The 22,191-nt window shown below is 68.6% G+C and carries 20 protein-coding genes; 8 read left to right on the top strand and 12 right to left on the bottom strand.

Annotated features, from left to right (window positions below):
- Positions 1–34 precede the first annotated feature (34 nt).
- Positions 35–1,360, top strand: coding sequence for a macrolide-binding ATPase MABP-1 (locus ABW137_RS13070; RefSeq protein ID WP_526400513.1), 1,326 nt, complete (start codon positions 35–37; stop codon positions 1,358–1,360).
- Positions 1,361–1,409: 49 nt separating this feature from the next.
- Here ABW137_RS13070 and ABW137_RS13065 read toward each other — a convergent pair whose 3' ends face one another.
- The 3 genes from ABW137_RS13065 to ABW137_RS13055 all read right to left on the bottom strand — a co-directional run bounded on the left by ABW137_RS13065 (position 1,410) and on the right by ABW137_RS13055 (position 4,302).
- Complete coding sequence (locus tag ABW137_RS13065; RefSeq protein WP_526400512.1) at positions 1,410–1,700, bottom strand: WhiB family transcriptional regulator; 291 nt, start codon at positions 1,698–1,700, stop codon at positions 1,410–1,412.
- Positions 1,701–1,848: 148 nt separating this feature from the next.
- Positions 1,849–2,034: a hypothetical protein gene (locus tag ABW137_RS13060; RefSeq protein WP_526400510.1), complete on the bottom strand. Its 186-nt coding sequence runs from the start codon at positions 2,032–2,034 to the stop codon at positions 1,849–1,851.
- 135 nt (positions 2,035–2,169) lie between these two features.
- On the bottom strand, positions 2,170–4,302 hold the full coding sequence (locus ABW137_RS13055) for a UvrD-helicase domain-containing protein (RefSeq protein ID WP_526400508.1): 2,133 nt from the start codon (positions 4,300–4,302) through the stop codon (positions 2,170–2,172).
- Positions 4,303–4,439: 137 nt separating this feature from the next.
- Here ABW137_RS13055 and ABW137_RS13050 point away from each other — a divergent pair, with 137 nt between their 5' ends.
- Positions 4,440–4,691 carry a mycoredoxin gene (locus ABW137_RS13050; protein WP_526400506.1) on the top strand — a complete coding sequence of 84 codons (252 nt, stop codon included), beginning with the start codon at positions 4,440–4,442 and terminating at the stop codon, positions 4,689–4,691.
- Positions 4,692–4,757: 66 nt separating this feature from the next.
- Here ABW137_RS13050 and nudC read toward each other — a convergent pair whose 3' ends face one another.
- Entirely contained in the window at positions 4,758–5,669 is a 912-nt protein-coding gene (gene nudC / locus ABW137_RS13045) for an NAD(+) diphosphatase (RefSeq protein WP_526400536.1), read from the bottom strand.
- A gap of 68 nt (positions 5,670–5,737) precedes the next feature.
- The gene (locus ABW137_RS13040; protein ID WP_526400504.1) at positions 5,738–6,832 is read right to left on the bottom strand and encodes a potassium channel family protein; all 1,095 of its coding nucleotides are present in this window, start codon (positions 6,830–6,832) and stop codon (positions 5,738–5,740) included.
- 45 nt (positions 6,833–6,877) lie between these two features.
- On the opposite strand from ABW137_RS13040, the gene ABW137_RS13035 reads away from it, so the two are divergent.
- Positions 6,878–7,270 (top strand): DoxX-related protein, encoded by a 393-nt coding sequence (locus ABW137_RS13035; RefSeq protein ID WP_526400502.1) that lies wholly within the window; start codon positions 6,878–6,880, stop codon positions 7,268–7,270.
- On the opposite strand, the gene ABW137_RS13030 is transcribed toward ABW137_RS13035, so the two are convergent.
- Both ABW137_RS13030 and ABW137_RS13025 read right to left on the bottom strand, forming a co-directional pair.
- Positions 7,267–10,536, bottom strand: coding sequence for an ATP-dependent helicase (locus ABW137_RS13030; protein WP_526400534.1), 3,270 nt, complete (start codon positions 10,534–10,536; stop codon positions 7,267–7,269). The two genes, ABW137_RS13035 and ABW137_RS13030, sit on opposite strands and share 4 nt — an antisense overlap.
- The gene (locus ABW137_RS13025) at positions 10,533–13,658 is read right to left on the bottom strand and encodes a PD-(D/E)XK nuclease family protein (protein WP_526400500.1); all 3,126 of its coding nucleotides are present in this window, start codon (positions 13,656–13,658) and stop codon (positions 10,533–10,535) included. The genes ABW137_RS13030 and ABW137_RS13025 overlap by 4 nt, the downstream gene beginning before the upstream one ends.
- 89 nt (positions 13,659–13,747) lie before the next feature.
- On the opposite strand from ABW137_RS13025, the gene ABW137_RS13020 reads away from it, so the two are divergent.
- Positions 13,748–14,530, top strand: coding sequence for an alpha/beta fold hydrolase (locus tag ABW137_RS13020; RefSeq protein ID WP_526400498.1), 783 nt, complete (start codon positions 13,748–13,750; stop codon positions 14,528–14,530).
- A gap of 2 nt (positions 14,531–14,532) precedes the next feature.
- Positions 14,533–14,829: an MGMT family protein gene (locus ABW137_RS13015; protein WP_526400496.1), complete on the top strand. Its 297-nt coding sequence runs from the start codon at positions 14,533–14,535 to the stop codon at positions 14,827–14,829.
- Between the two features lie 6 nt (positions 14,830–14,835).
- On the opposite strand, the gene ABW137_RS13010 is transcribed toward ABW137_RS13015, so the two are convergent.
- The 3 genes from ABW137_RS13010 to ABW137_RS13000 form a co-directional block, all read right to left on the bottom strand.
- A complete protein-coding gene (locus tag ABW137_RS13010) occupies positions 14,836–15,690 on the bottom strand; it encodes a TIGR02569 family protein (RefSeq protein ID WP_526400494.1) in 855 nt (284 codons plus the stop codon).
- 37 nt (positions 15,691–15,727) lie between these two features.
- Positions 15,728–16,903 (bottom strand): adenylyltransferase/sulfurtransferase MoeZ, encoded by a 1,176-nt coding sequence (gene moeZ / locus ABW137_RS13005; protein WP_526400493.1) that lies wholly within the window; start codon positions 16,901–16,903, stop codon positions 15,728–15,730.
- 221 nt (positions 16,904–17,124) lie between these two features.
- On the bottom strand, positions 17,125–18,156 hold the full coding sequence (locus ABW137_RS13000; RefSeq protein ID WP_526400532.1) for a DUF3152 domain-containing protein: 1,032 nt from the start codon (positions 18,154–18,156) through the stop codon (positions 17,125–17,127).
- Positions 18,157–18,328: 172 nt separating this feature from the next.
- Here ABW137_RS13000 and fasR point away from each other — a divergent pair, with 172 nt between their 5' ends.
- Positions 18,329–19,015: an HTH-type transcriptional activator FasR gene (gene fasR, locus ABW137_RS12995; RefSeq protein ID WP_526400491.1), complete on the top strand. Its 687-nt coding sequence runs from the start codon at positions 18,329–18,331 to the stop codon at positions 19,013–19,015.
- Here fasR and ABW137_RS12990 read toward each other — a convergent pair.
- On the bottom strand, positions 19,012–19,272 hold the full coding sequence (locus ABW137_RS12990) for a DUF3107 family protein (RefSeq protein ID WP_526400489.1): 261 nt from the start codon (positions 19,270–19,272) through the stop codon (positions 19,012–19,014). The two genes, fasR and ABW137_RS12990, sit on opposite strands and share 4 nt — an antisense overlap.
- A gap of 234 nt (positions 19,273–19,506) precedes the next feature.
- Here ABW137_RS12990 and ABW137_RS12985 point away from each other — a divergent pair, with 234 nt between their 5' ends.
- A complete protein-coding gene (locus ABW137_RS12985; protein WP_526400487.1) occupies positions 19,507–20,442 on the top strand; it encodes a hypothetical protein in 936 nt (311 codons plus the stop codon).
- Positions 20,443–20,449: 7 nt separating this feature from the next.
- On the opposite strand, the gene ABW137_RS12980 is transcribed toward ABW137_RS12985, so the two are convergent.
- Positions 20,450–21,142 carry a ferritin-like fold-containing protein gene (locus ABW137_RS12980; protein ID WP_526400485.1) on the bottom strand — a complete coding sequence of 231 codons (693 nt, stop codon included), beginning with the start codon at positions 21,140–21,142 and terminating at the stop codon, positions 20,450–20,452.
- A gap of 273 nt (positions 21,143–21,415) precedes the next feature.
- Here ABW137_RS12980 and ABW137_RS12975 point away from each other — a divergent pair.
- A partial coding sequence (locus tag ABW137_RS12975) for a DEAD/DEAH box helicase (RefSeq protein ID WP_526400483.1) occupies positions 21,416–22,191 on the top strand: 776 nt, incomplete at its 3' end.

Raw genomic sequence — 22,191 nt, 5'->3', positions numbered from 1 at the left:
GGGGGCCACTCGTGCCGAGCTGCCCAGGTTCGTGATGGATGATGGACAAGTGGCAGACATCAAACGTGGACGGGCGGCGCGAAACGCCAAGCTCGCGTCCCTTCCGGTCGGATTCGCCGGTCGAGCCGCACTTGGCCTCGGGAAGCGACTCACCGGCTCGTCCAGGGACGACGTCAACGCGGAGCTGATGGAGAAGGCCGCCAATCAGCTCTTCACCGTCCTCGGCGAACTCAAGGGCGGGGCGATGAAGGTCGGCCAGGCGCTCTCCGTGATGGAGGCCGCCGTGCCGGAGCAGTTCGGCGAGCCGTACCGCGAGGCGCTCACCAAGCTCCAGAAGGACGCGCCGCCACTACCTGCCGCCAAGGTGCACCGGGTGCTCGACTCCCAGCTCGGCACCCGGTGGCGGGAACGCTTCAGTTCCTTCGACGACACCCCCATCGCGTCGGCGAGCATCGGCCAGGTGCACAGGGCGGTGTGGTCCGACGGACGCGACGTCGCCGTCAAGATCCAATACCCCGGCGCCGACGAAGCCCTACGCGCCGATCTCAAGACGATGAAGCGGCTCGTCTACGTCTTCAAGCAACTCTCCCCCGGCGCCGACGTCCAAGGTGTCGTCGACGAACTGATCGAACGCACCGAGATGGAGCTCGACTACCGGCTCGAGGCGGACAACCAGCGTGCCTTCGCCAAGGGCTACCGCGACGACCCGCACTTCGTCGTGCCAGCGATCGTGGCCAGCGCCCCGAAGGTGGTCGTCGCCGAGTGGATGGACGGCATCCCGATGGCGCAGATCATCCGCGACGGCACGCCCGAGCAGCGCGACATCGTGGGCACCCGCCTCGTCGAACTCACCTATGACGCCCCGCGGCGCATCGAGATGATGCACGGCGACGCGCATCCCGGAAACTTCATGCTGCTGCCCGGGGACAAGCTGGGCGTGCTCGACTTCGGCGCCGTCGCGCCGCTGCCCGGCGGCATCCCGGTCGAGCTGGGCCTGACGGTGCGCTACGCGCTCGAGAAGGACTACGACAAGCTGCTCCCGACGATGGAGAAGATCGGCTTCATTCAACGGGGACAACAAGTTTCGCCCCGCGAGATCGACGAGATGCTGCGTCAGTACGTCGAACCCCTCGAAGTCGACGTGTTCCACTACACCCGCAGGTGGCTGCAGAAGATGGCGGCTGCCAACATGGACATCTCGGTCGACGCCATCAAGACGGCCCGGCAGATGGACATCCCCGCCAAGCTGGCCATTCCAATGCGGGTGATCGCTTCCATCGTCGCGATCTCTTGCCAACTCGATGCGCACATCGCCACCAAAGCGCTTGCGACCGAATTCATCCCGGGCTTCGCCGCCTGAGTGACCGCCCAGCCTCAGCAATACGTGGGGCTAGGCGGCCACTCCGCAGCTACGCGGCTGCCGGGTCGGCGACGGGGTTCTTCTCCGTCTTTCTCGGGCGACCCCTCGGGCGCTTGCGCGCAACCACCGATCCGCGGTCGATGATCTCGCCACCCCAGACCCCCCACGGCTCCTCACGTTCCAAGGCCTCGGCGAGGCACTGCCGACGGATCGGGCAGTCCGCGCACAGCTCCTTGGCCCGCTCCAGATCCATCGGGCTCTCCGCGAACCACAGATCCGGGTCGTTGACGTGACACGGCACCGGCGGGAACGCCCTCTCGCGGCATGTCTGCGGGGACATGTCCGAATCACCTGCTTCCTGGTCTAAGTCGATCGGCCATCTGTCTTCTGATGGATCTGCGACCAGGTGTTCGGTGTCTCCGAAAACTAAATTGGCCACGGATCCGCTTGCGTCGGGGTCCGTGGCCAGTTGGCTTTCGTGGGCTGTCCTAGATGGTGCCCCGATTCACGGACGCGGCAGTCGCGGTGGCGGTGCGACGCTTCATCGCCGGAATGGCGTGCTGCGCGGCAGATGCCGGATGCGCCGCCCAAGCGGCGGGTCCAGCGACGTGGAGGGTCCACGGCATGACGGCAGCGCTTGTTACGCCGTATCCGAAGATATTGAAATCAATCATGTTTGACCCTCCCTTCCGCTCGAACGGTGTTAGACCGATACGAGATTAGAGACTAACACCGAAATCGACAAGCGATTTTCTGACCTGCAGCTTTGGCGCGATTTTTGCCAGTCTTGGCCGTTTTCGCCGACCGACTCAACGTCCACCCTTGACCAGGGCGAGCACGTCGGCCCCGAACTGCTCGAGCTTGCGTGCCCCGATCCCCGGGATCGCCACCAACGCAGCATCATCGCTGGGCAGCGTCTCGGCGATGGCAATCAGCGTGTTGTCGGTGAACACCACGTAGGCCGGCACCTTCATCTCCTTGGCGGTCGCCGACCGCCACTCCTTGAGTCGGGCCAACAGTTCCTCGTCGAGATCCGAGGGACACGTCTCACAGCGCCGCAACATGATGGCCGCCGAACTATTCAGCGGGCCGCCGCAGACCCGGCACCGCGGCGTGGGGCCCCGCGGGCGACGCGGCTTGCTCGGCCCGTCCTCGGCTCCGGCCTGCGGAGCGATGCCGTTGAGAAAGCGCGACGGTCTGCGGCTCTGCCGCCCACCCGGTGTGCGCGATAGGGCCCAGCTGAGAGCCAGATGGATGCGCGCCCTGGTAATTCCGACGTACAGCAGCCGACGCTCCTCCTCCACCTGCTCGCTGTCAGCGCCCCGCGCCAGCGCGTGCGAGATCGGCAACGTGCCATCCGCGAGTCCCACCAGGAACACCGCGTCCCACTCGAGCCCCTTGGCGGCGTGCAACGAGGCCAACGTGACGCCCTGCACCACGGGCGGGTGTCGCGCATCGGCGCGCTGACGCAGCTCGACCAGCAGTGCGCGCATGTCCAGCGACGGCCGCAGCGCCACCTCCTCGTCGACCAGCTCGGCCAGTGCCGCCAGCGCCTCCCAGCGCTCCCTGGCCCTCACACCCTGCGGCTCCTCGGCCGTCAACCCCAACGGCTCCAACAGCTCGCGGACCACCGGCGGCAACTCCTCGCCCACCGCGTCGACGCGCTCAGCCGCCCGCTGCAACGCCACCAATGCCTGGCGGACCTCCTGACGACTGAAGAAGCCCTCACCGCCACGCACCTGGAACGCCACCCCTGCCGCGGTGAGCGCCTCCTCGTACACCTCCGACTGCGCGTTGATGCGGTACAGCACCGCGATTTCGGCTGCCGCCGTGCCGGATTGGATGAGCTTCTTCACCGCCTTGGCCACCGCCGCGGCCTCGGCCACCTCGTCGGGATGCTCGCGGAACGTGGGCGTGGGACCCGCGTCGCGCTGGCCGACCAGATGCAGCTTGCTGCCCGCCATGCGCCCACGCGCCACGGCAATCACCCGGTTGGCCAGCGACACCACCTGCGGAGTGGACCGGTAGTCGCGTTCCAATCGGACCACCGCCGCGTCGGGGAACCGCCGCGAGAAGTCGAGCAGGAAACCAGGTGTGGCCCCGGTGAACGAGTAGATGGTCTGGTTCGCATCGCCGACCACCGTCAGGTCGTCCCGATCGCCCAGCCACGCGTTGAGCACCCGCTGCTGCAGCGGCGTGACGTCCTGATACTCGTCGACGACGAAGCAGCGGTACCGGTCGCGGAACTCCTGCGCGACGGCGGCGTCGCTCTCGATGGCCGCCGCCGTGTGCAAGAGCAGATCGTCGAAGTCGAGGAGCGTGGTCCCGTCGCGGCGCGCCTTCATGGCCTCATAGCCTGCGTACACCGTCGCGACCTTGGCCGCGTCCAGTGGAATGTCACGGCTGGCCTCGGCGACCGCGGCCGCGTAGCCCTCCGGACTGATCAGCGACGACTTGGCCCACTCGATCTCGCCTGCGAGGTCGCGGACGTCATCGGTGCTGGCCTGGATCTTCGCCCGGTTGGCCGCCTGCGCGACGACGCCGAACTTGCTGTCGAGGAGCTCCCACCCCGTGTCGCCGACCACCCGAGGCCAGAAGTACTGCAATTGCCTTCGGGCGGCCGCGTGGAACGTCACCGCCTGCACCGCGCCGGTTCCTGCGCCGTCGGCACCCTGCTCGTCGAGGGACCGGAGCCGACCCCGCATCTCCCCCGCGGCCCGCGCCGTGAACGTCACGGCCAGCACCTGGCTGGGGGCGACATGCCCCGCGGCCACCAGATAGGCGATCCGCCGCGTGATGGTTCGGGTCTTGCCGGTGCCCGCCCCGGCGAGCACGCACACCGGCCCGCGCGGCGCCTGGACGGCCTCCCGCTGCTCCTCGTCGAGATCGTCGATCAGCCGACCGAGCGCTCCTGACGCGGCCACGGAAGCCTGAGATGGCATGGGGACCATCTTGGCAGGGCGCGACGACAATTTCTGAGTCGACGTACCGTCAACGGGGAGCCGACGTGCACGCGCCGCCCTTTCCGGGTACCGCCGATTCATGCAATTTTCGCTTCGTCAGTTAGGTTGACAACGCTATGACAGGTACCAAGGCCCAGCTGACCATGTACTCCACGACATGGTGCGGCTACTGCGCCAGACTCAAGTCCGCACTGAAGTCCGCAGGCATCGGCTACACCGAGGTGGACATCGAACTCGATCCCAGTGCGGCCGAATTCGTGGGCTCCGTCAACAACGGCAACCACGTGGTGCCCACGGTGAAGTTCGCCGACGGGTCAACGCTCACCAACCCAAGCCTCAAGCAGGTCCAGGCCAAGCTGGCCGCCTGACTCGGATCACCGGGTATACGGCCGGATCACGGGCTGAACGGCCGGATTACGGGCTGAACGGCCGGGTCACGGGCTGAACGCCCAGGATTCGATGATCTCCCTGGCGATCGAGATCGACCCGGGCAACAGCAGGCGCGACGGTGAATCACTGCTCCAGTCGCCGTCGGCGAGTGCCGCCTTCACCTCGTCGCGGGTGAACCAGGCCGCCTCGGCGATCTCGCCGTCGCTGAAGAAGAACTCCTGCTCAGGATCGCCGATCGCGTGGAAACCGACCATCAACGACCGCGGGAACGGCCACGGCTGGCTGCCCAGATAGGTCACGTCGCGCACCGAGAGACCGATCTCCTCGGCCACCTCACGCACCACGCACGACTCGAATGACTCGCCCGCCTCGACGAAGCCGGCGATGAGCGAGAACAGCCGCTCCGGCCACACCGTCTGCCGGGCCAGTACCGCGCGGTCGTGCCCGTCGTGGATGAGGCAGATGACTGCCGGATCGATGCGAGGGAACTCCTCGTGACCGTTGACGGGATTGACGCGCGACCACCCCGACTTGTGCATCTTCGTCGGCGACCCGTCGACTGCGCTGAACCGGGCATTGTCATGCCAATTCAGCAGCGCCGTCGCCGTCGCCACCAACTGCGAGCTGACGTCGTCGAAGATCTGACCCGCCCGGCGCAGGTCAAGCACCTCGGTCTCGGCGTCGGGATCCTCCGGCGCCTCCAACGCGCCCCGGACCGCCCACACGTGTGTGCCGTCCTCCACGCGGCCCAAGAACACCGCATGCTCGTCGGGCGTGGCGGAGTGCTTGGCGGCCTTGCCAAGAACGACGCGCCCACCGGAGATGAGGACCTGGTTGCGGCGATCCACCTTCAACAGCAGCGCCTCGCCCCACCCGGCCACCGCCGCGTCGAGGTCGGTACGAAGCTCGTCGGCCCGGTCGGCCCCCACCCGCGAGAGAAGGGGCACGTTGCGCAACTGGAACGCGCCGAGGCCCGCCGTCGCGCCGACCCCACTCCCCGAGTCGCTTCGCTCTTGCGCGCCGGTCAACGGTCGGCGTCCGCGTTGCGGATGTAGAGCAACCGGTCGCCCTGCTCCATGGCATCGACCTCCGGAGCGTCGACGCGCATCAGGTGGCCCTCGCGCACCACCCCAAGCACGATGTCCGGCAGATGTCGCGCCGACCCCCCGACTTCCTTCGACGTGACGTCCCGCTCGGCGATCGCGAACCCGGCATCGGGTGTCAGCAGATCCTCGATCATCTCCACGACGGTCGGCGTCTTGGCGGCCATTCCGAGCAGTCGGCCCGCCGTCTCCGAGGACACCACCACCGAGTCGGCACCCGACTGCAGCAGCAAGTGCTGGTTCTCCGCCTCCCTGATCGAGGCGATGATCTTCGCCTTCGGCGCCAGCTCACGCGCAGTCAGCGTGACCAGCACCGCGGTCGGATCGCTGTTGGTGGCGACGACGATGGCCTTGGCGTGCTGCGCTCCCGCCAACCGCAACACGTCGGCCCGGTTGGCGTCGCCGTGCACCGTCACCAGCCCCGCCTTGTCGGCGCGGTCCAATGCCGCTCGGTCGGTGTCGACGATGACGATTTCACCGCTGGTGGCGCCGTCGCCGATCATGGCCGTGACGGCCGTCTTGCCCTTGGTGCCGTATCCGACGACGACGGTGTGGTCCCGCACGGTTCTCCTCCACTGCTGGATCTTGAGGGTCTGACGCGAGGCCTCGGTCAGTGTTTCCACCGTCGTGCCGATCAACACGATCAGGAAGGCGACCCGCAACGGCGTGATCACCAAGACGTTGATCAACCGCGCCGATGGGGTGACCGGAGTGATGTCACCGTATCCCGTCGTCGACAGCGACACCGTGGCGTAGTAGAGGCAATCGAGCAAGGACAGCGGGTCGTTCGGGTTCGGACTCGCCTCGATGTCGCGGTAGCCGCCCCGATCCAGGTAGACGATCAGCACCGCAGCGCCGAGCGCCGCAAGCGCGTAGAACACCCGCATCGCGATCTTGCGCGCCGGGCTGACGAACGGCTCCGGAATCCGGAGCGTGCCGACCAACGTGTGGTCTGGCTGATCGGTCAATGTCTGATCGAGCGCCGCCAATCGACGACGCAACCTACCCTTGGCCACGAAGGCCCATCATTCGCCGAAGGCGCCGCACAGCACAATGTAACCATGACCTCCCTCAGACCATCAGTTGCCAGCCAGGCGCCCGCCCAGCGGATGGGCGCGATGCTCGTCGGAATGGGCGTCCTGCACTTCGTGGCGCCGAAGCCGTTCGACACGATCGTGCCCACGGAACTGCCGGGCAGCGCCAGGGGCTACACGCTGGCCTCGGGAGTCGCGGAAGCCACGACGGGGGCGATGCTCCTGGTGCCGCGGACCCGTCGGCTGGGAGCGCTCGCGGCGATCGCGCTGTTCGTCGGCGTGTTTCCCGCGAACGTCAACATGGTGCGGCTGTGGTGGGGCAAGGGCTGGCCTGCCCGCATCGGCGCGATTGCCCGGTTACCGCTGCAGGTGCCGATGATCACCCAGGCCTACAAGGTGTACAAGAACGCCCCTCGCTAGGCCGCCGCGAGCAGCCCTGCCAATTCTTCGGCGTCCGGCAGCATCTCGGGCGCTACGGTCTGGCCGCTGCGCACGTAGTGGAACACCGCCCGCACTTCCGATGGTGCGACGCCAGCCGTCGCCGCCCACGCCAGCCGGTACACCGCTAGCTGAATGGCGTTGTGCTGCAAGGTCTCTGCGCTGGTAGGCAGATCGCCCGTCTTCCAGTCGACCACGGTGACCCCGCCGTCCTCATCGGCGAAGACGGCGTCGATGCGGCCACGCACCACTTTGTCACCGATCATCATGTCGAACGGCACCTCGACGTCGATGGGGGTGCGCGATGCCCACGGCGACACCGCGAACGCCGCCTGCAGCTCGGCGAGTCGCTCGGATTCGGCCACCCCGAACTCGCCGTCAACGGCACCGGGCAGGTCCTCGAGATCGAAGAGCCGCTCGGCATGGAAGAAGCGCTGCACCCAGTCGTGAAAGGCGGTACCCCGCAGGGCGTGCGGATCGGGACGCAGCGGGAGCCGGCGCTGCAACCTGCGGGCCGCGCCCTCGGGGTCGCGCCCGATGTCCACCAGCGCACTGACCGACAACTGCGGCGGCAATGCGGCGGGTGGCCGGTGCGCCGCGCGCTCACGTTCGGCCAGGAGCGCATCGACGTCGGCGGCCCAGCCGTCGACGTCGGCATCGGTGATGGCGGGGTCCGTCGTGGCGGCCGCACCGCCCGTCATGGCGTTCATCACGAGCCGCGCGCCACGGTCGACGTCGCCGTCGTCCCGCGCCACCGGCCAGTGTCGCTCGACCGCGTTGTCTCGCAACGGGTTTGCCTCACCGTCGGCGGGCGCGGGCGACCAGAGCTCGACGACGCCGCACGGCCGACCCTGGTCCCGCGCCCGGTCGATGACGTCCTTGATCTCGACGAGGAAGTCCGACGGTCCCCGTGGCTTGGACTCGGTGGCACCCCAGTGGTGACCGGACAGCAGCAGGGTGTCCTCAGCCCGGGTGAGCGCGACGTACAGCAGACGACGCTCCTCGTCCATGCGACGCTGATCGAGCGTGGCCCGATGGCGGGCGATCTGGTCCGACAACGCCTTGCGGTCATTGACGTCGGACACGTCGAGCACGGGCACACCGTGCTCGGACTCCGTGGCCCGGTCGCCACGCAACAGCGGCGGCAGGTCGGCGGCATCAGTCAACCAGGTGCGCGCCGACCCCGTCGACGGGAACACCCGGCCGCTCAGATGTGGGACCGCAACGACCTGCCATTCCAATCCCTTGGCAGCGTGCACGGTAAGGATCTGCACGCGGTCCCTTGCGACGGTGATCTCGGCTGGGGCGAGACCGTTCTCGACGTCCATCGCCGCGTCGAGGAACCCGAGCAGGCCTGCCACCGACGCCGACGGGCGCGCCGCGAAGTCCGCGACGACGTCGGCGAACGCGTCCAGGTGCTCGGTGCCACACCACCCCGCCGAAACCGATTGCGCAGCACGAACTTCGGCGTCGACACCCAGCGTTCGCCGCACCTCGGCGACGAGCTCGGGAAGCGGATGCTGCAGCTGGGCCCGCAGCGCCGTCAGCTCCCGGCAGAGAGCCACGATCCTGCCGTGGCCGGTCGCCGAATAGCGGTCCGCCTGGCCTGGATCGCAGATCGCGTCGGCCAGGCATGCCCTGTCGGCGTCGGGATGGGCGGTGGCCACGATGTGTGCCGACGCTTTCTCGGTGGACGCGTTCTCGGTGGGCGCGCCGCCCGCGGAGTCCAGCTCCACGGCGCGCCGCCACAACGCGGTGACGTCGGCGGCACCCAACCGCACGCGAGGACCGGTGAGGATCCGCATGGCAGCCGAGCCCGCGGTGGGATCGGCCGCCAGCCGCAGCATCGCCACCACGTCGGCCACCTCGGGCATCGCCAGCAGCCCGGCCAGTCCACAGACCTCGACGGGCACCCCGCGGGCGGTGAGCGCGTCAGCCATCGGCACGGCGTCGGCGTTGCGGCGGACCAGCACCGCGGCCGTGGGGATGAGGGTTCCCGCCGCGACGGCGCCGTGATGAATCGACGCCAATCGATCCGCCAGCCAATCGCGTTCGGCGTCGACGTCGTTGTGTAGCGAGCACGAGATGGTGCCCGGCTGCGCCCCCGGTCGGGGCAACAGCTCCCGGACGTGAACGGAGCGACGCCGTGCCTCCGCGGAGACCGCATTCGCCAGATGCAGGGCGCTCGGCGGATTCCGCCAGCTGGTGCGCAGCTCCAGGGTGGGGGCTGGGGTGCCATCGGACAGGCAGAAGTCGGTGGCGAACCGCGGCAGATTGGTGGCGGACGCGCCCCGCCAACCGTAGATCGACTGAATCGGGTCACCAACGGCGGTGAGCGCCAGTTCGTCGTCGACGCCACCGCCGAACAGCGCGGACAACGCGATGCGTTGCGCGTGGCCGGTGTCCTGGTACTCGTCGAGCAGCACCACCCGGTAGCGCTGCCGTAGTTGTTCACCGACCTGCGGGAACGACGCCGCAAGGCGGGCCGCGGCGGCCATCTGCGTGCCGAAGTCCACCACGTTCTCCGCGCGCATCCGCGCGTGGAGGGCATCGATCAGCGGAACGATGACGGTGCGTTCGGTCTGGGTGGCGAGCATCCGAAGCAGCGACTGGTTGGGTCCGCTGTCGCGCTGGCGGGGTCCCGGCGGCAGTGCGTGCACCAGCCGCTCCAGTTCGACGTGGGTGTCCCGCAACTGGTCCGTGTCGACGAGGTGTTCGGCCAGCTGGCCTGCCAGCCGCAGTACCATCGCCGTGATGGCCGCGGGTGTCTTCTCGGTGTCCAGCGCCTCGGGGTGCTCGCACACCACCCGAAACGCCAACTGCCACAACTCCGTTTCCCCGACGAGGCGCGCCGACGGCTCGACTGGCAGCAACAGGCCGTGCTCGCGCAGCAGGGTTCCCGCGAACGCGTGGTAGGTGCCGATCGTCGGCTGGTCGTCGACGTCTGCGGCACCACCGGGGACCAGGCCGGTACCCGCGAGGCGCGCGAGTCGAGTGCGTACGCGGCGCAGCAGCTGACCGGCCGCCTTGCGGGTGAACGTCAGGCCGAGCACTTCACCTGGACCTGCGTAACCGTTGGCGACCAGCCACACCACGCGGGCGGCCATCGTCTCCGTCTTTCCTGCGCCCGCACCGGCGACGACCACCAGCGGACCCGGCGGCGCCTCGATGACCGCGGCCTGCTCGGCCGTCGGCGCGAAGAGCCCCAGCGCGTCGGCCAATTCGGCGGGACTGTAGCGCGCGCTCACGAGCACCCCCGCAGCGCGGCCTGGGCCGGACACATCGCCCGCACCGGGCAGTGCGCGCACCCGTCGTTGATGCGGGCCACGAACTCCGGACCCTGCGTCGTCGCAGCGGCGTCACGCACGCGTTCCCGCCATTCGTCTCGGCCGTCGGTGGTCATCGGGTTCTGATCGCGTTCGCCCGCGCCCGCCACACCGACCTTGCCGAGGTAGACAAGCCGCCCACCGCCCGCCTCCTCCCCCTGCGGCAGAACGCCTTCCGCGATCGCCAGCTGATACATCGCGAGCTGAGCGTGGCGTTGGGCGTCATCCTTGCTGACGGGGCTCTTGGCGGTCTTCACGTCGACCACGACGAGCCTGCCCTCCGCGTCACGCTCCAACCTGTCCACCCGACCACGGACCCGCACGCCCGGCCCGTCGCCGTCCGCCGCTACCACCACACCGTCGACGTCGATCTCGGTGGCCACCTCGGTGAGTTCGCCGCGCGTCCGCTCGCGCCACTCGACGAACGCCGTCAACATCGCCCGATGCCGATCCAGTTCGTTGGCCGAGTACCACTGTGCGTCGAACGGCAGTTCGTGCCAGACGGATTCGAGTTCGGCGTGCATCTGCTGCTCCGTCTTGGTGCCGTCGGCCACCAGTGCGTGCACCAAGGTGCCGAGAGCCGAGCGCACGTCGCGGGCATCGCTGCCGCCGTGCCGTTCGAGCAGCCACCGAAGCGGACAGTCCGACAGCGTCTGCAACTTCGACGGCGACAGCGTCACGGTGTGCTCGTCGCCCGACCACAGGGGCTCCTCCGTCGACGACGCCGTCGTGAGATACCACCGCGCCGGATCGGAGCCCGGCACCCCCGCCGCGGCCAGTCGCGCCAATTGCGTTGCTGCGCAAGAACGTGCTGCGTCGTTGACGGCCCCCTCGGGGGCGCACACGACGGCACGCAGCCGCCCGACCAGAGCCGAGGGGGCGAGCACCCTCGGCGCGCGAACGGGCGCCGCATCGACGCCCGGCCGTTCGGTGGCCAGCGCGGCGAGCTCGTCGCAGAAGGCGGACGGCAGCCAGGCGTCGTCGCCGTCCTCGCCGTCCACGGCGGTGACCAGCACGTGGGTGCGGGCCCGACCGAGGGCGGCGATCAACAGCCTGCGTTCCTCGGCCAGGAGCGGTGCCCTGATGGAGGTGCCGTCGGCGATGCCGTCGAGTATGTCGACGAGCTGCTGCGTGGCGAGGACTCCCCCACGTGGAGCCACGTTGGGCCACAACCCGTCCTGCAGACCGGCGATGACGACGAAGTCCCATTCACGATCCAGTGCGGCGTGCGCCGACACGACCGCGACCGCATCGTCGCCACGGCGCGAGTCACCGCCGACGGGTAGGACCATCGCCCGCACGTGGTCGGTGAAGCCCACCAACGACGCCGCGCTGGTGCGACTGACGTACTGCTCGGCGACGTCGAACAGGGCGGTGACGCCGTCGAGGTCACGACCCGCCTGCGCCCCCACCGGGCCGCCGCGCTCGGCAGCGGCCAGCCAACGCCGCTGCAACCCGGACTGGTGCCACGCATGCCACAGCGTGAACCGGGGATCCTGTCCTTCGCGGTGGCTGCGTGCGGCAGCCGCCAGCACCGTTCGGACGCGCTTGAGCGCACGGTCCAGTTGATCGGGCAGCTTCACCCTGGCACGGGCGTCCCCAAGGACCTCGGCGAGCAGGTCGGCGAACTCACGGGGCGGACGGCAGGCGTCCGCCCGTCGCAGGGTACGTCGCAACTGGCGCAACGACACCGGATCGACCCGCCCGATCGGCCCGGTGAGAAGCGCGAGCGCTTGCGCGCCGTCGAGGCCATTGGCTGCCGCGTCGAGCACCGTCAGCAGCGCGGCCACCGTGGGATGCGCTGCCAGCGGTGCCGACGAAGACTGCTGTTCGACGGGCACGCCCGTCGACGTCAGCGCGCGGGCGAGCGCTGCGCCCGTCCGCGGCACCGACCGCACGATGACGGCCATCCGCGACCACGGCACCCCATCGACCAGGTGGGCGCGGCGCAGGGCATCGGCGATCATCGTCGATTCGGCGTGCGGCGACGCTGCGATGCGCACCGCCACCGATCCGAGGGGCCCATCGGCACCGGTGAGCTGCCTGGCGTCGCCCGAACCGGGCAGCCGCCCCGCGATCCCCGTGATGGCCCGCGCCACCGCCGGCGCGCAGCGCCGCGACTCGGTGAGCAGGATCGCCGGGTGGTCGTCGATGCCGAGCAGCGCCGGATCGGCGCCGCGGTAACCGAACACCGACTGATTGGGATCGCCTGCGACGACGGTCAGGTCGGCGCCCGCGCCCAGCACGCGCACGAGAAGAGCGGCCTGAGGATCGAGGTGCTGTGCATCGTCGACCAGGAGCAGACGGACCCTGCTGCGTTCGGCGGCCAGCAGCTCGGCGTCGGCGGCGAACGCCTCCAGCGCCGCGCCGACCAGCTCGGCTGCGCCGAGAGCGGGGACGGTGGCCTGTGGTGCGGCCATGCCCACTGCGGACCTCAGCAGCATCACCTGTTCGTACACCTGCGCGAACTGGCCCGCAGCGACCCACTCGGGCCGACCCGCGCGGCGTCCGACGCGTTGCAGCGCAGCGGGTTCCACACCGCGCTCGGTGCAGCGGGCCAGCAGGTCGCGCAGCTCGTTGGCGAATCCGACGGTGCCAAGAGCCGCAAGCAGGTGCGGCGGCCACTTCACCGAGGAGTCGGCGCCGTCCTCCATGTCGCCCGCGAGGAGCTCGCGGACGATGCCGTCCTGCTCGGCGCTGGTGACCAGCCGCGGCGGAGGATCACCGTTGCGCTGCGCGGCCAAGCGCAGCACCGCGAACGCATACGAGTGGACAGTGCGCACCAACGGTTCACGGACGGCCGCGGGACCTGCGGCACCGAGCAGCGCAGCGGTCACCGCAGCGCGGGCGTGAGCACCGAGCCGGGCCGAACCGGTCAGCATCAGAACGGATTCCGGGGTGTTTCCAGCGGCGACGTGCGCGACCGCCGCGTCGACCAACAGCCGACTCTTGCCGGTACCCGGACCTCCAAGCACGCGCACGGTACCGCGCAGGCCGGGTTCGGTCAGCGCGGTTGGCGGCAGTGCGGTGTGTGGCGCGAGCATGCAGGCATGACATCACGGGGGTCCGACATCGGCGGCCGACGTGCGACCCGACGGTGGAAAGCGTTGTCCCTACTGGCAGCATCTTGTCCGTGAACGACGCCTTGAACGTGTGCCGGTTCGGCCCCGACCAGCCTGCCCGGATCCTCGCGATCCACGGACTGACGGGGCACGGTCAGCGCTGGCAGACGCTTGCGAATCACCATCTGTCGGAGTTTCCGATCCTTGCCCCCGACCTCGTCGGACACGGGCACTCGACGTGGGCAGCGCCGTGGACCATCGACGCCAACGTCGCGGCGCTGGCCGAGCTGCTCGAGGCGAACGCCGACGCGCCGGCGTGGGTCGTCGGGCATTCGTTCGGAGGTGCGGTCGCGCTGAGCCTGGCCGCCGCGCGGTCGGACCTCGTCGCGGGTCTGATCCTCCTCGATCCCGCGGTGGGGCTCGACGGGGCGTGGATGCTGGAGATCGCCGACGCCATGTTGGCCTCGCCGGACTTCGCCGATCGCGCCGAGGCACGCGCCGACAAGACGTCCGGATCGTGGGGCGAGGTGGCCGAAGCCGACCTGGAACGCGAACTCGACGAGCATCTGATCGACCTGCCGAACGGGCGCGTGGGCTGGCGGATCGGCATCCCCGCGATCATGTCGTACTGGAGCGAGTTGGCACGACCGATCTCCTTGCCGCCCAAGGGAACACCGACGACCCTCGTCAGGGCCACCCGCACGTCGCCGCCGTACGTCACCGACGAACTCATCGCGGTACTGGAGGCCCGGTTGGGTTCGGACTTCACCCTCGTCGACTTCGACTGCGACCACATGGTGGCGCAGGCCAAACCCGCGGAGACGGCGGCACTGATCCGCGACCGGGTTGGCTGAGCGTGCCTGCCATCACCGACGAGCAGGTCGAGGCGGTCCGGGCCCTGGTCGCGTCGATCCCTTCGGGGCGCGTGTCGACCTACGGCGACATCGCCGACGCGGCAGCACTTCCCAGCCCGCGGATCGTCGCATGGATCATGCGTACGGACTCGTCAGACCTGCCATGGCACCGGGTGATCAGGTCGTCGGGCCGGCCCGCGCCGCACCTCGAGACGCGCCAGCTGGAGCTGTTGCGCGCCGAGGGCGTACTCGCGAAGGACGGCCGGGTGCCGCTTCGCGAAGTGCGCCACGTGTTCTAGGGCGAGCTAGAGGATCAACCGCACCAGCGCGGCCGTCCGCGCCAAGCCGGGGAACGCCGCAGCCGTCGAGCGCGGATGCAGCGCATGGACCGCCAATCGGAACATCAACGCACGCAACAACATCTGTGGCCACTCCGGCAGCGGGGCCCAGCGCTCGACCAGACCGTCATCGGCCTCACCCCACGCCAGGGCGTCGACCACGACCACGCCCGCAGCCCACGACGCAGGCCGCCAGTACGGTGTGATGTCGGTAATGCCGGGGGCGGCGGTCCCCGCGAAGAGAACCGTCCCGTACAGATCGCCGTGCACGAGTTGACTCGGGCTGCGCGTCGGGCGGCGCAATGACGAGAGTTGCGCGATCAAGTCGATGGAGCGCTGCCCGTCCGCGCCGCCGGGACCGACCCGCGCCCCAGGCGGCAGCGTGTGCAGCGGCCGATCCTCCCAAGCCGCGCGGTCCGCCGCGATGAACACGTCGACTTCGGACCACGGCGCTCCTGGCGGTTGGGTCAGAAAGCGCGGACGCTCCAGCTTCGCGGTGGCCTCGTGCAGTCGCACGGCCGCCGATACGACCTCGTCGTGGCGTGGCTCCGGGGTGCCCGTCACGAAGGTGTCGGCCCGCCAGCCGGCCACGACGTAACGCCCATCGGTCGAACGAACCGGCCGCGCCAGCCGCACCCCGTCGACGAACAGCGTCTCCCGAACCTTCGCCGACCACCCCGCCCGCGCGTTCTCGGCGACCATCGACAGTACGACTTCCCCGCAGCGCCAGCCGCCCTCCCAGCTCGAGCCGAGGGGCACCGGCCGCAACCCGGTCAGTCCGAACGCCGCCAGCACATGATCAGGCGGCAGGTCGACGGTCACACCGCTCAGCCTAAGCGGTGCTCAGTCCAACGAGCCGTCAGTACATCACCATGTCGGGCTCGAGTTGTCGCGCCCACGCCACGATGCCGCCCTGCAGGTGCAGGGCGTCCGCGAACCCGGCCTTCTTGACGGCGGCCAACGCTTCTGCCGAGCGGACGCCCGTCTTGCAGTACAGCACTGGTGTGCGGTCGTGCGGCAGCTTGGTCAGGCCGTCGCCCGCCTCGATCGCCGACTTCGGGATCAGCTCGGCGCCATCGATGTGATTGATGTCCCACTCGACGGGTTCGCGCACGTCGATCAGCGCCACCTTGCGTCCCGAGTCCAACATGTCGCGGAGTTCGCGCGGCGTGATCGTCGAGTCGGCCGCGGCCTCGGCGGCCGCTTCGGACACCACGCCACAGAAAGCCTCGTAATCGATCAGCTCGGTGATCTTCGGCGTCGCAGGATCCTTGCGAATCCTGATGGTGCGGTAGGTCATGTCAAGTGCGTCGTACACCATCAACCGCCCGAGCAGTGGATCGCCGATGCCGGTCAGCAACTTGATGGCCTCGGTGCCCATGACCGAGGCGATCGACGCGCACAGGATGCCGAGTACACCGCCCTCGGCGCACGACGGGACCATGCCAGGAGGAGGCGGCTCCGGGTAGAGATCGCGGTAGTTGAGTCCCAACCCGTCGGGCGCGTCCTCCCAGAAGACCGACACCTGACCCTCGAAGCGGTAGATCGAGCCCCACACGTACGGCTTGCCCGCCAACACGGCGGCGTCGTTGACCAGGTAGCGGGTGGCGAAGTTGTCGGTGCCGTCGAGGATCAAGTCATATTGCTTGAACAGGTCGAGCGCGTTGTCGGGCTCGAGGCGAACCTCGTGAAGTCGCACCTCGACCAGTGGATTGACCTCCTTGACCGAGTCGCGTGCGCTCTGAGCCTTCGACCGGCCAATGTCGGACTGGCCGTGAATGATCTGGCGCTGCAGGTTGGACTCGTCGACCACGTCGAACTCGACGATGCCGATGGTTCCGACTCCGGCCGCAGCCAGGTAGAGCAGCGTCGGCGATCCGAGCCCGCCCGCGCCGATCACCAGCACTCGGGCGTTCTTGAGGCGCTTCTGCCCGTCAACGCCGAGGTCGGGGATGATCAGGTGACGGCTGTAGCGGGCCACCTCTTCACGGGTGAGAGACGGGGCTGGTTCGACCAATGGCGGTAGCGGAGACACCGGGACGCTCCTCGATTAGAAGTCTTGGGCAGGTGATGATCACACCAGGCCCACCCATTCAACGGCAATCGTCGCGCAGACCTTCCCGGCGGGTGGGGTGCTTGACGCAATGCGCTGGTGGCCGACGGCGACCCACCGCGAGTTCTGCGAGGGGGTCGTGATCCGCGGCGCCGCACGACCCAGCCGCAGAACTCGGTGGGGATGCGCCCGGGGAGCCGACGTCAGGCGATTGGATACGGCCAGGGGTTGAAGCGGCACGTCTTGCCGTCGGGCTGGACCGACTCGGGGTCGAAGCGGGCGTCGTCGTCGTTGTTGGTCGAGAAGGTCTGCTGCATCATGATCGGCGCCAGTGCACCGTTCTCACCGCACGGCTCGTGACGCTGATAGCCGATGGCATGGCCGACCTCGTGATTGACGAGGTACTGGCGGTAGGAACCGATGTCGCCCTGGAACGGCACCGCGCCGCGCACCCAACGGGCCTCGTTGACGAACACCCGCGGCTGATCCTCCAGATAGGCGGGGTTGTAGCAGGACGCTTCCAAGGGGATGTCGTAGCCGCAGCCCTCGCGCACCGTCATCGGCGACGTCAGCGACACCTGGAAGTCGGCGGGCTGTGCGGGATCGTCGGTCCGAACGAAGGCGAACTCCGGGTTCTGCGTCCAGCTCTTGGGGTTGGACAATGTCTCGCTGACCATCCGGGCGAACGCCTCGTCGCCACCGATGGCCGTGGTATCGATTCCGTCCTCGACCTCGACGGTGTAGGTGAACGTCTTCGTGGTGCCCTGGCCGACCTTCGGGGAAGAGCCCGGTACGACGTGCCAGGTCTTGGCGCCCGCCTCGGTGAAGGGGCCGCCGTCGGGCAGGATGCCGGTCGGCAGGCTGGCGTCGAATTGGGTCATGCCCTTCGGGGGCGCACCGATGATGGCCTTGCTCGCGTTGTCGAAGGTCGGGGGCCCCTGCACCGGACCCGCGGCCTTCACGGGTTCGACGGTGGTGGGGCTGGTGATCGTCTGATAGAGCACCACGACGGTGAGCACGGCGAGCACCGGCAGGGCATAGGCCCGCCAGCCGTAGGTGGACACGAACCGTCCCAGCCACGACTGCTTTCGCCACTGCTGATGCTCGTCGCGATTGGCTCGGGGCCGTCCCGCATCCTCTGCGAGTGGGTCGCGCTGAGCGCGCAACGGTTCCCTCCACTCGTTGCGCAGCACGGGAGCTCGACCGCCCCCGCGGCGCCCCGGGTCGTAGGTCACCGAACCAGAATGGCACAGCGTGGGCGGCAGGCCGCTGTGGCGCGCCACCCAGCTCCACCTCAGATGCCGCGCACCACCAGAGGGGGGTAGTAGTGTCGGATCGATGAACAGCCGGATTGACCGGCCCCAGCGGAGCCCGGTGAACACGGCTTCACCCGCAGATCGAGGATTGATGAGCGACATCGCCAACACCGCCCAGCGACAGGGTGGGCAACCGGCGAACGGTGAAGGTTCGTCGAGCGGCAACACGGGGGCGAATCGGCGCGGCAACCGCCTTCCCCGCGACGAGCGCCGAGGCCAACTGCTTGCGGCGGCCAGCGAGGTTTTCGTGGACCGCGGCTACCACGCAGCGGGGATGGACGAGATCGCCGACCGGGCAGGTGTAAGCAAACCCGTTCTCTATCAACACTTTTCGTCGAAACTCGAACTGTACCTCGCCGTCTTGGAGCGGCACGTCGACAACCTGGTGTCTGGGGTGCGTGGCGCGCTGCGTACCACCACCGACAACCGGCAGCGCCTCCGCGCTGCGGTACAGGCGTTCTTCGACTTCATCGAGCACGACGGTCAGGGTTATCGACTGATCTTCGAGAACGACTACGTCACAGAACCGCAGGTGTCGGCGCAGGTGAAGGTGGCCACCGAGGCGTGCACCGACGCGGTCTTCGAGCTGATCAGCAGCGATTCCGGCCTCGAGGCGCATCGGGCCAGAATGATCGCCGTCGGACTGGTGTCGACGAGCGTCGACTGTGCGCGCTACTGGCTGAACTCCGACCGACCGATCTCCAAGGACGACGCAGTCGACGGCACGGTGCAGTTCGCCTGGGGCGGACTGTCACACGTGCCGCTGACCCGCTTCTAGCTGAGCTTGTCGGCGACCGCCGCGGCGGTGGCGCCGATGCCGAACCCGACCCGCCGCGAATCGGCGACGCCGATCTCGACGTAGGCGATGCGCGTGTTCTGCACCAGGTAGCGACGACCCTTCTCGTCGGTGAGGGCGAGGACTCCGGAGTCCTTGCCCAGGGCCGCGGTCACCAGTTCCTCCACCTCGGCGGGTGTCTGCGCGCTGGTGAGCACCAGCTCGCGCGGACTGTCGGTGACGCCGATCTTGACCTCCACGCTGGACCCTTCCCTTCGATGATCTGTCTCTCGTGAAGGCTAGTGGACGGGCCGTCTTCCCCGCGCCGGCGGTGGCGCTACTTCGCCGACAGCGCAGCGGCGGCGGCGCCGGAATCTCTCGCTGCCGACCGAGTCCGGACCGTGACCTGACAGCCCGCGCGTCAACCTCGTGCGTCACTCCAGTCTCGCTAGCATCACCCCATCGACGACGAAAGCGACTCACAGGACATCGGTATGGACAGGCCTCACACCACGTATTCGAGAACGTCAACGACCTCTGGGACGTCACGGACCGCAGGTTCGGCACGCGCCTCCGGACGCCGGCGGAGCGGCGGCTTCACCGACGTCGAGACCGACGACTCCGGCCGCGACTACGGGTACGGACGCACTCCGAGCTACGGCGGCCAGGGTTACGACAGTCGGGGCTACGCCAGTCAGGGTTACGACAGTCGGGGTTACGCCAGCCAGGGTTACGGCGCTCGCACCTATGACAGCCCGGGCTACGGCGTGCAGGACGGCGTGCAGGACGGGGTGCAGGACTACCCCGAGGTCGATGACTACGACGATTACGCCGACGACGACGAGATCTACGAATACCGCGACGAGATCGACCGTCGCTGGATCTGGGTCGCAGGCGTCGCAGGCGCGATCCTGCTGATCGCGGTGATCTGCACCGTCGTGATCCTCGGCGGCGGCGACAGCGGATCGGTGTCCAAGACGATCGCTCCCCCACCGCTCACGACCAGCCAACCCGCCACGGCCACCGCGCCGCCGGTGATCACGTCAGCGCCGCCTCCGCCGGCGCCGTCGGCAACGCTGTCGCCCGAGACGGTGACCACCATCCCGCCGAGCCCCACGGCCACCGTCGACCCGGCCCCGCCGCCGGTAGTCGCCCCGGCAGCCAACTCGATCACCTACCGGGTGACCGGAAACCGCCAGCTCATCGACCTCGTCACCGTCGTATACACCGACCAGCAGGGTGCCCTGCAGACCGACTTCAACGTCGCCCTGCCGTGGTCACGGACCGTCACACTGGATCCCGGCGTCGCACTGAGCTCGGTCACCGCGACCAGCCTTACCGGTCAGCTGAACTGCTCGATCACCGACGGGGCCGGCGCGACGGTGGCCGCTCAGAACAACAACTCGATGATCACCACCTGCACTAGGTAGCAGGCGGTCAGCTCAGGCCGAGCTCGCGGACCCGGCGGTTGTGCGTGTTCTGCAGCCGCTCGAAGAACTCGGCCATTTGACCGAGACCCTCGCCGCTGGACATGACGAGGTCGACGAGTTCGTCGTGCTGAGCCAGCACATACTGCGCCTGCGTGATGGCTTCCCCGAGCAGGCGGCGCGACCACAGAGCGAGCCGGTGACGCTGTCTGTCGCTGGCCGCGACGGCTGCCTTCACCTCGGCCACGACGAACTGCGAATGCCCCGTCTCGGCGAGCACCTCACGCACGACGTCGCCGGCGTCAGTGGGTAGGGCGTCGGCGATCTCGAGGTAGAAGTCCGCCGCCAGCGCATCGCCGATGTACGTTTTCACCAGCGCCTCCAACCACGTACTCGGCATGGTCAGACGGTGGTAATTCTCCAGTGCCGACGCATATTTCGTCATCGCGGGGACGATGTCCACGCCCCGCTTCGCCAAGGCGTCACGCAATAGCTCGTAGTGAATCATCTCGGCGGCCGCCATGCTGGCCATGTTGATTCGACCCGCCAGGTTCGGCGCCATCCGCGCCTCATCGGTCAGCCGATAGAACGCCGCCACCTCGCCGTAGGCCAGGAGCGCGAAGAGCTGATTGACGCCGGGATGCTCGGCCGCCGCGGAGGTAACCGTCTGCTCGGGAGAGGCCGCAGGCTGCGTCGGAGTCATGGGGCCAACTCTATCCGCCTCCGGGCCGCCGGACCGGCGCGGCGACGGTCCTGCGCACCCGGCCAGCTATGATGGTCGTGGCAGTGGCATGTATCTACCCCCGCCGCCGCCGAGAAATGTGCGTACACAGTGTCGACTCGGTCGGTCCGCTTCCCAGGAACCCGCTCCCAAGAGCCCTCCAAGAAGCCGAGGCCCCGAACGTTCGTTCGTCGAGCTCGTGTGCGCGTGTGGACGCCGCGAGATTGACAAACGAAAGGTTACGTCGGCAAACGCATGACTGAAAACACCACCACCAGTACCGAAACCACCTCGATAACCACCTCGATCGCCCCGGACATCGACGTCGTCGTCGAAGCGCCCGAAGCGGCACCGAAGACCACCACCTTCGCCGAACTCGGCGTTCGCGAGGAAATCGTGCGCGCGCTGGCCGAGGACGGCATCGAGCACACGTTCGCCATCCAGGAACTCACGCTGCCGCTCGCCCTGACCGGCGACGACCTCATCGGCCAGGCCCGCACCGGCATGGGCAAGACCTACGCGTTCGGCGTACCGCTGCTGCATCGCATCGTCACCGACGAGTCGCGGCCGCTGACCGGCATCCCCCGCGCCCTCATCGTGGTGCCGACGCGCGAGCTGTGTCTGCAGGTGTACGACGACCTCGCAGGCGCAGCTCGATATTTGAGGACGGGTACCGACGGGTCGGGCGATCGCAAGTTGTCGGTCACCTCCATCTACGGAGGTCGTCCCTACGAGCCGCAGATCGAAGCCCTCCAGAAGGGCGTCGACGTCGTCGTCGGCACCCCCGGTCGGCTCCTCGACCTCGCCCAGCAGGGCCACCTGCAGCTCGGCGGTCTCTCGGTGCTGGTGCTCGACGAAGCCGATGAGATGCTCGACCTGGGCTTCCTGCCGGACATCGAGCGGATTCTGCGCCAGATCCCCGACGATCGGCAGTCGATGCTGTTCTCGGCGACGATGCCGGACCCCATCATCACGCTCGCCCGTACCTTCATGAACCAGCCGACGCACATCCGCGCCGAGGCCCCGCATTC

It is taken from the genome of Mycobacterium sp., assembly GCF_040509115.1.
Taxonomy (GTDB): domain Bacteria; phylum Actinomycetota; class Actinomycetes; order Mycobacteriales; family Mycobacteriaceae; genus Mycobacterium.
This window is presented reverse-complemented; position numbering and strand designations above follow the sequence as displayed.

Excerpts from the sequence above, each read along its gene's own strand:
- ABW137_RS13070 (WP_526400513.1), top strand. The coding sequence starts at position 35 with ATGGATGATGGACAAGTGGCAGACATCAAACGTGGACGGGCGGCGCGA.
- ABW137_RS13065 (WP_526400512.1), bottom strand. The coding sequence starts at position 1,700 with ATGTCCCCGCAGACATGCCGCGAGAGGGCGTTCCCGCCGGTGCCGTGT.
- ABW137_RS13060 (WP_526400510.1), bottom strand. The coding sequence starts at position 2,034 with ATGATTGATTTCAATATCTTCGGATACGGCGTAACAAGCGCTGCCGTC.
- ABW137_RS13055 (WP_526400508.1), bottom strand. The coding sequence starts at position 4,302 with ATGCCATCTCAGGCTTCCGTGGCCGCGTCAGGAGCGCTCGGTCGGCTG.
- ABW137_RS13050 (WP_526400506.1), top strand. The coding sequence starts at position 4,440 with ATGACAGGTACCAAGGCCCAGCTGACCATGTACTCCACGACATGGTGC.
- ABW137_RS13035 (WP_526400502.1), top strand. The coding sequence starts at position 6,878 with ATGACCTCCCTCAGACCATCAGTTGCCAGCCAGGCGCCCGCCCAGCGG.
- ABW137_RS13025 (WP_526400500.1), bottom strand. The coding sequence starts at position 13,658 with ATGCTCGCGCCACACACCGCACTGCCGCCAACCGCGCTGACCGAACCC.
- fasR (WP_526400491.1), top strand. The coding sequence starts at position 18,329 with ATGAGCGACATCGCCAACACCGCCCAGCGACAGGGTGGGCAACCGGCG.
- ABW137_RS12985 (WP_526400487.1), top strand. The coding sequence starts at position 19,507 with ATGGACAGGCCTCACACCACGTATTCGAGAACGTCAACGACCTCTGGG.
- ABW137_RS12980 (WP_526400485.1), bottom strand. The coding sequence starts at position 21,142 with ATGACTCCGACGCAGCCTGCGGCCTCTCCCGAGCAGACGGTTACCTCC.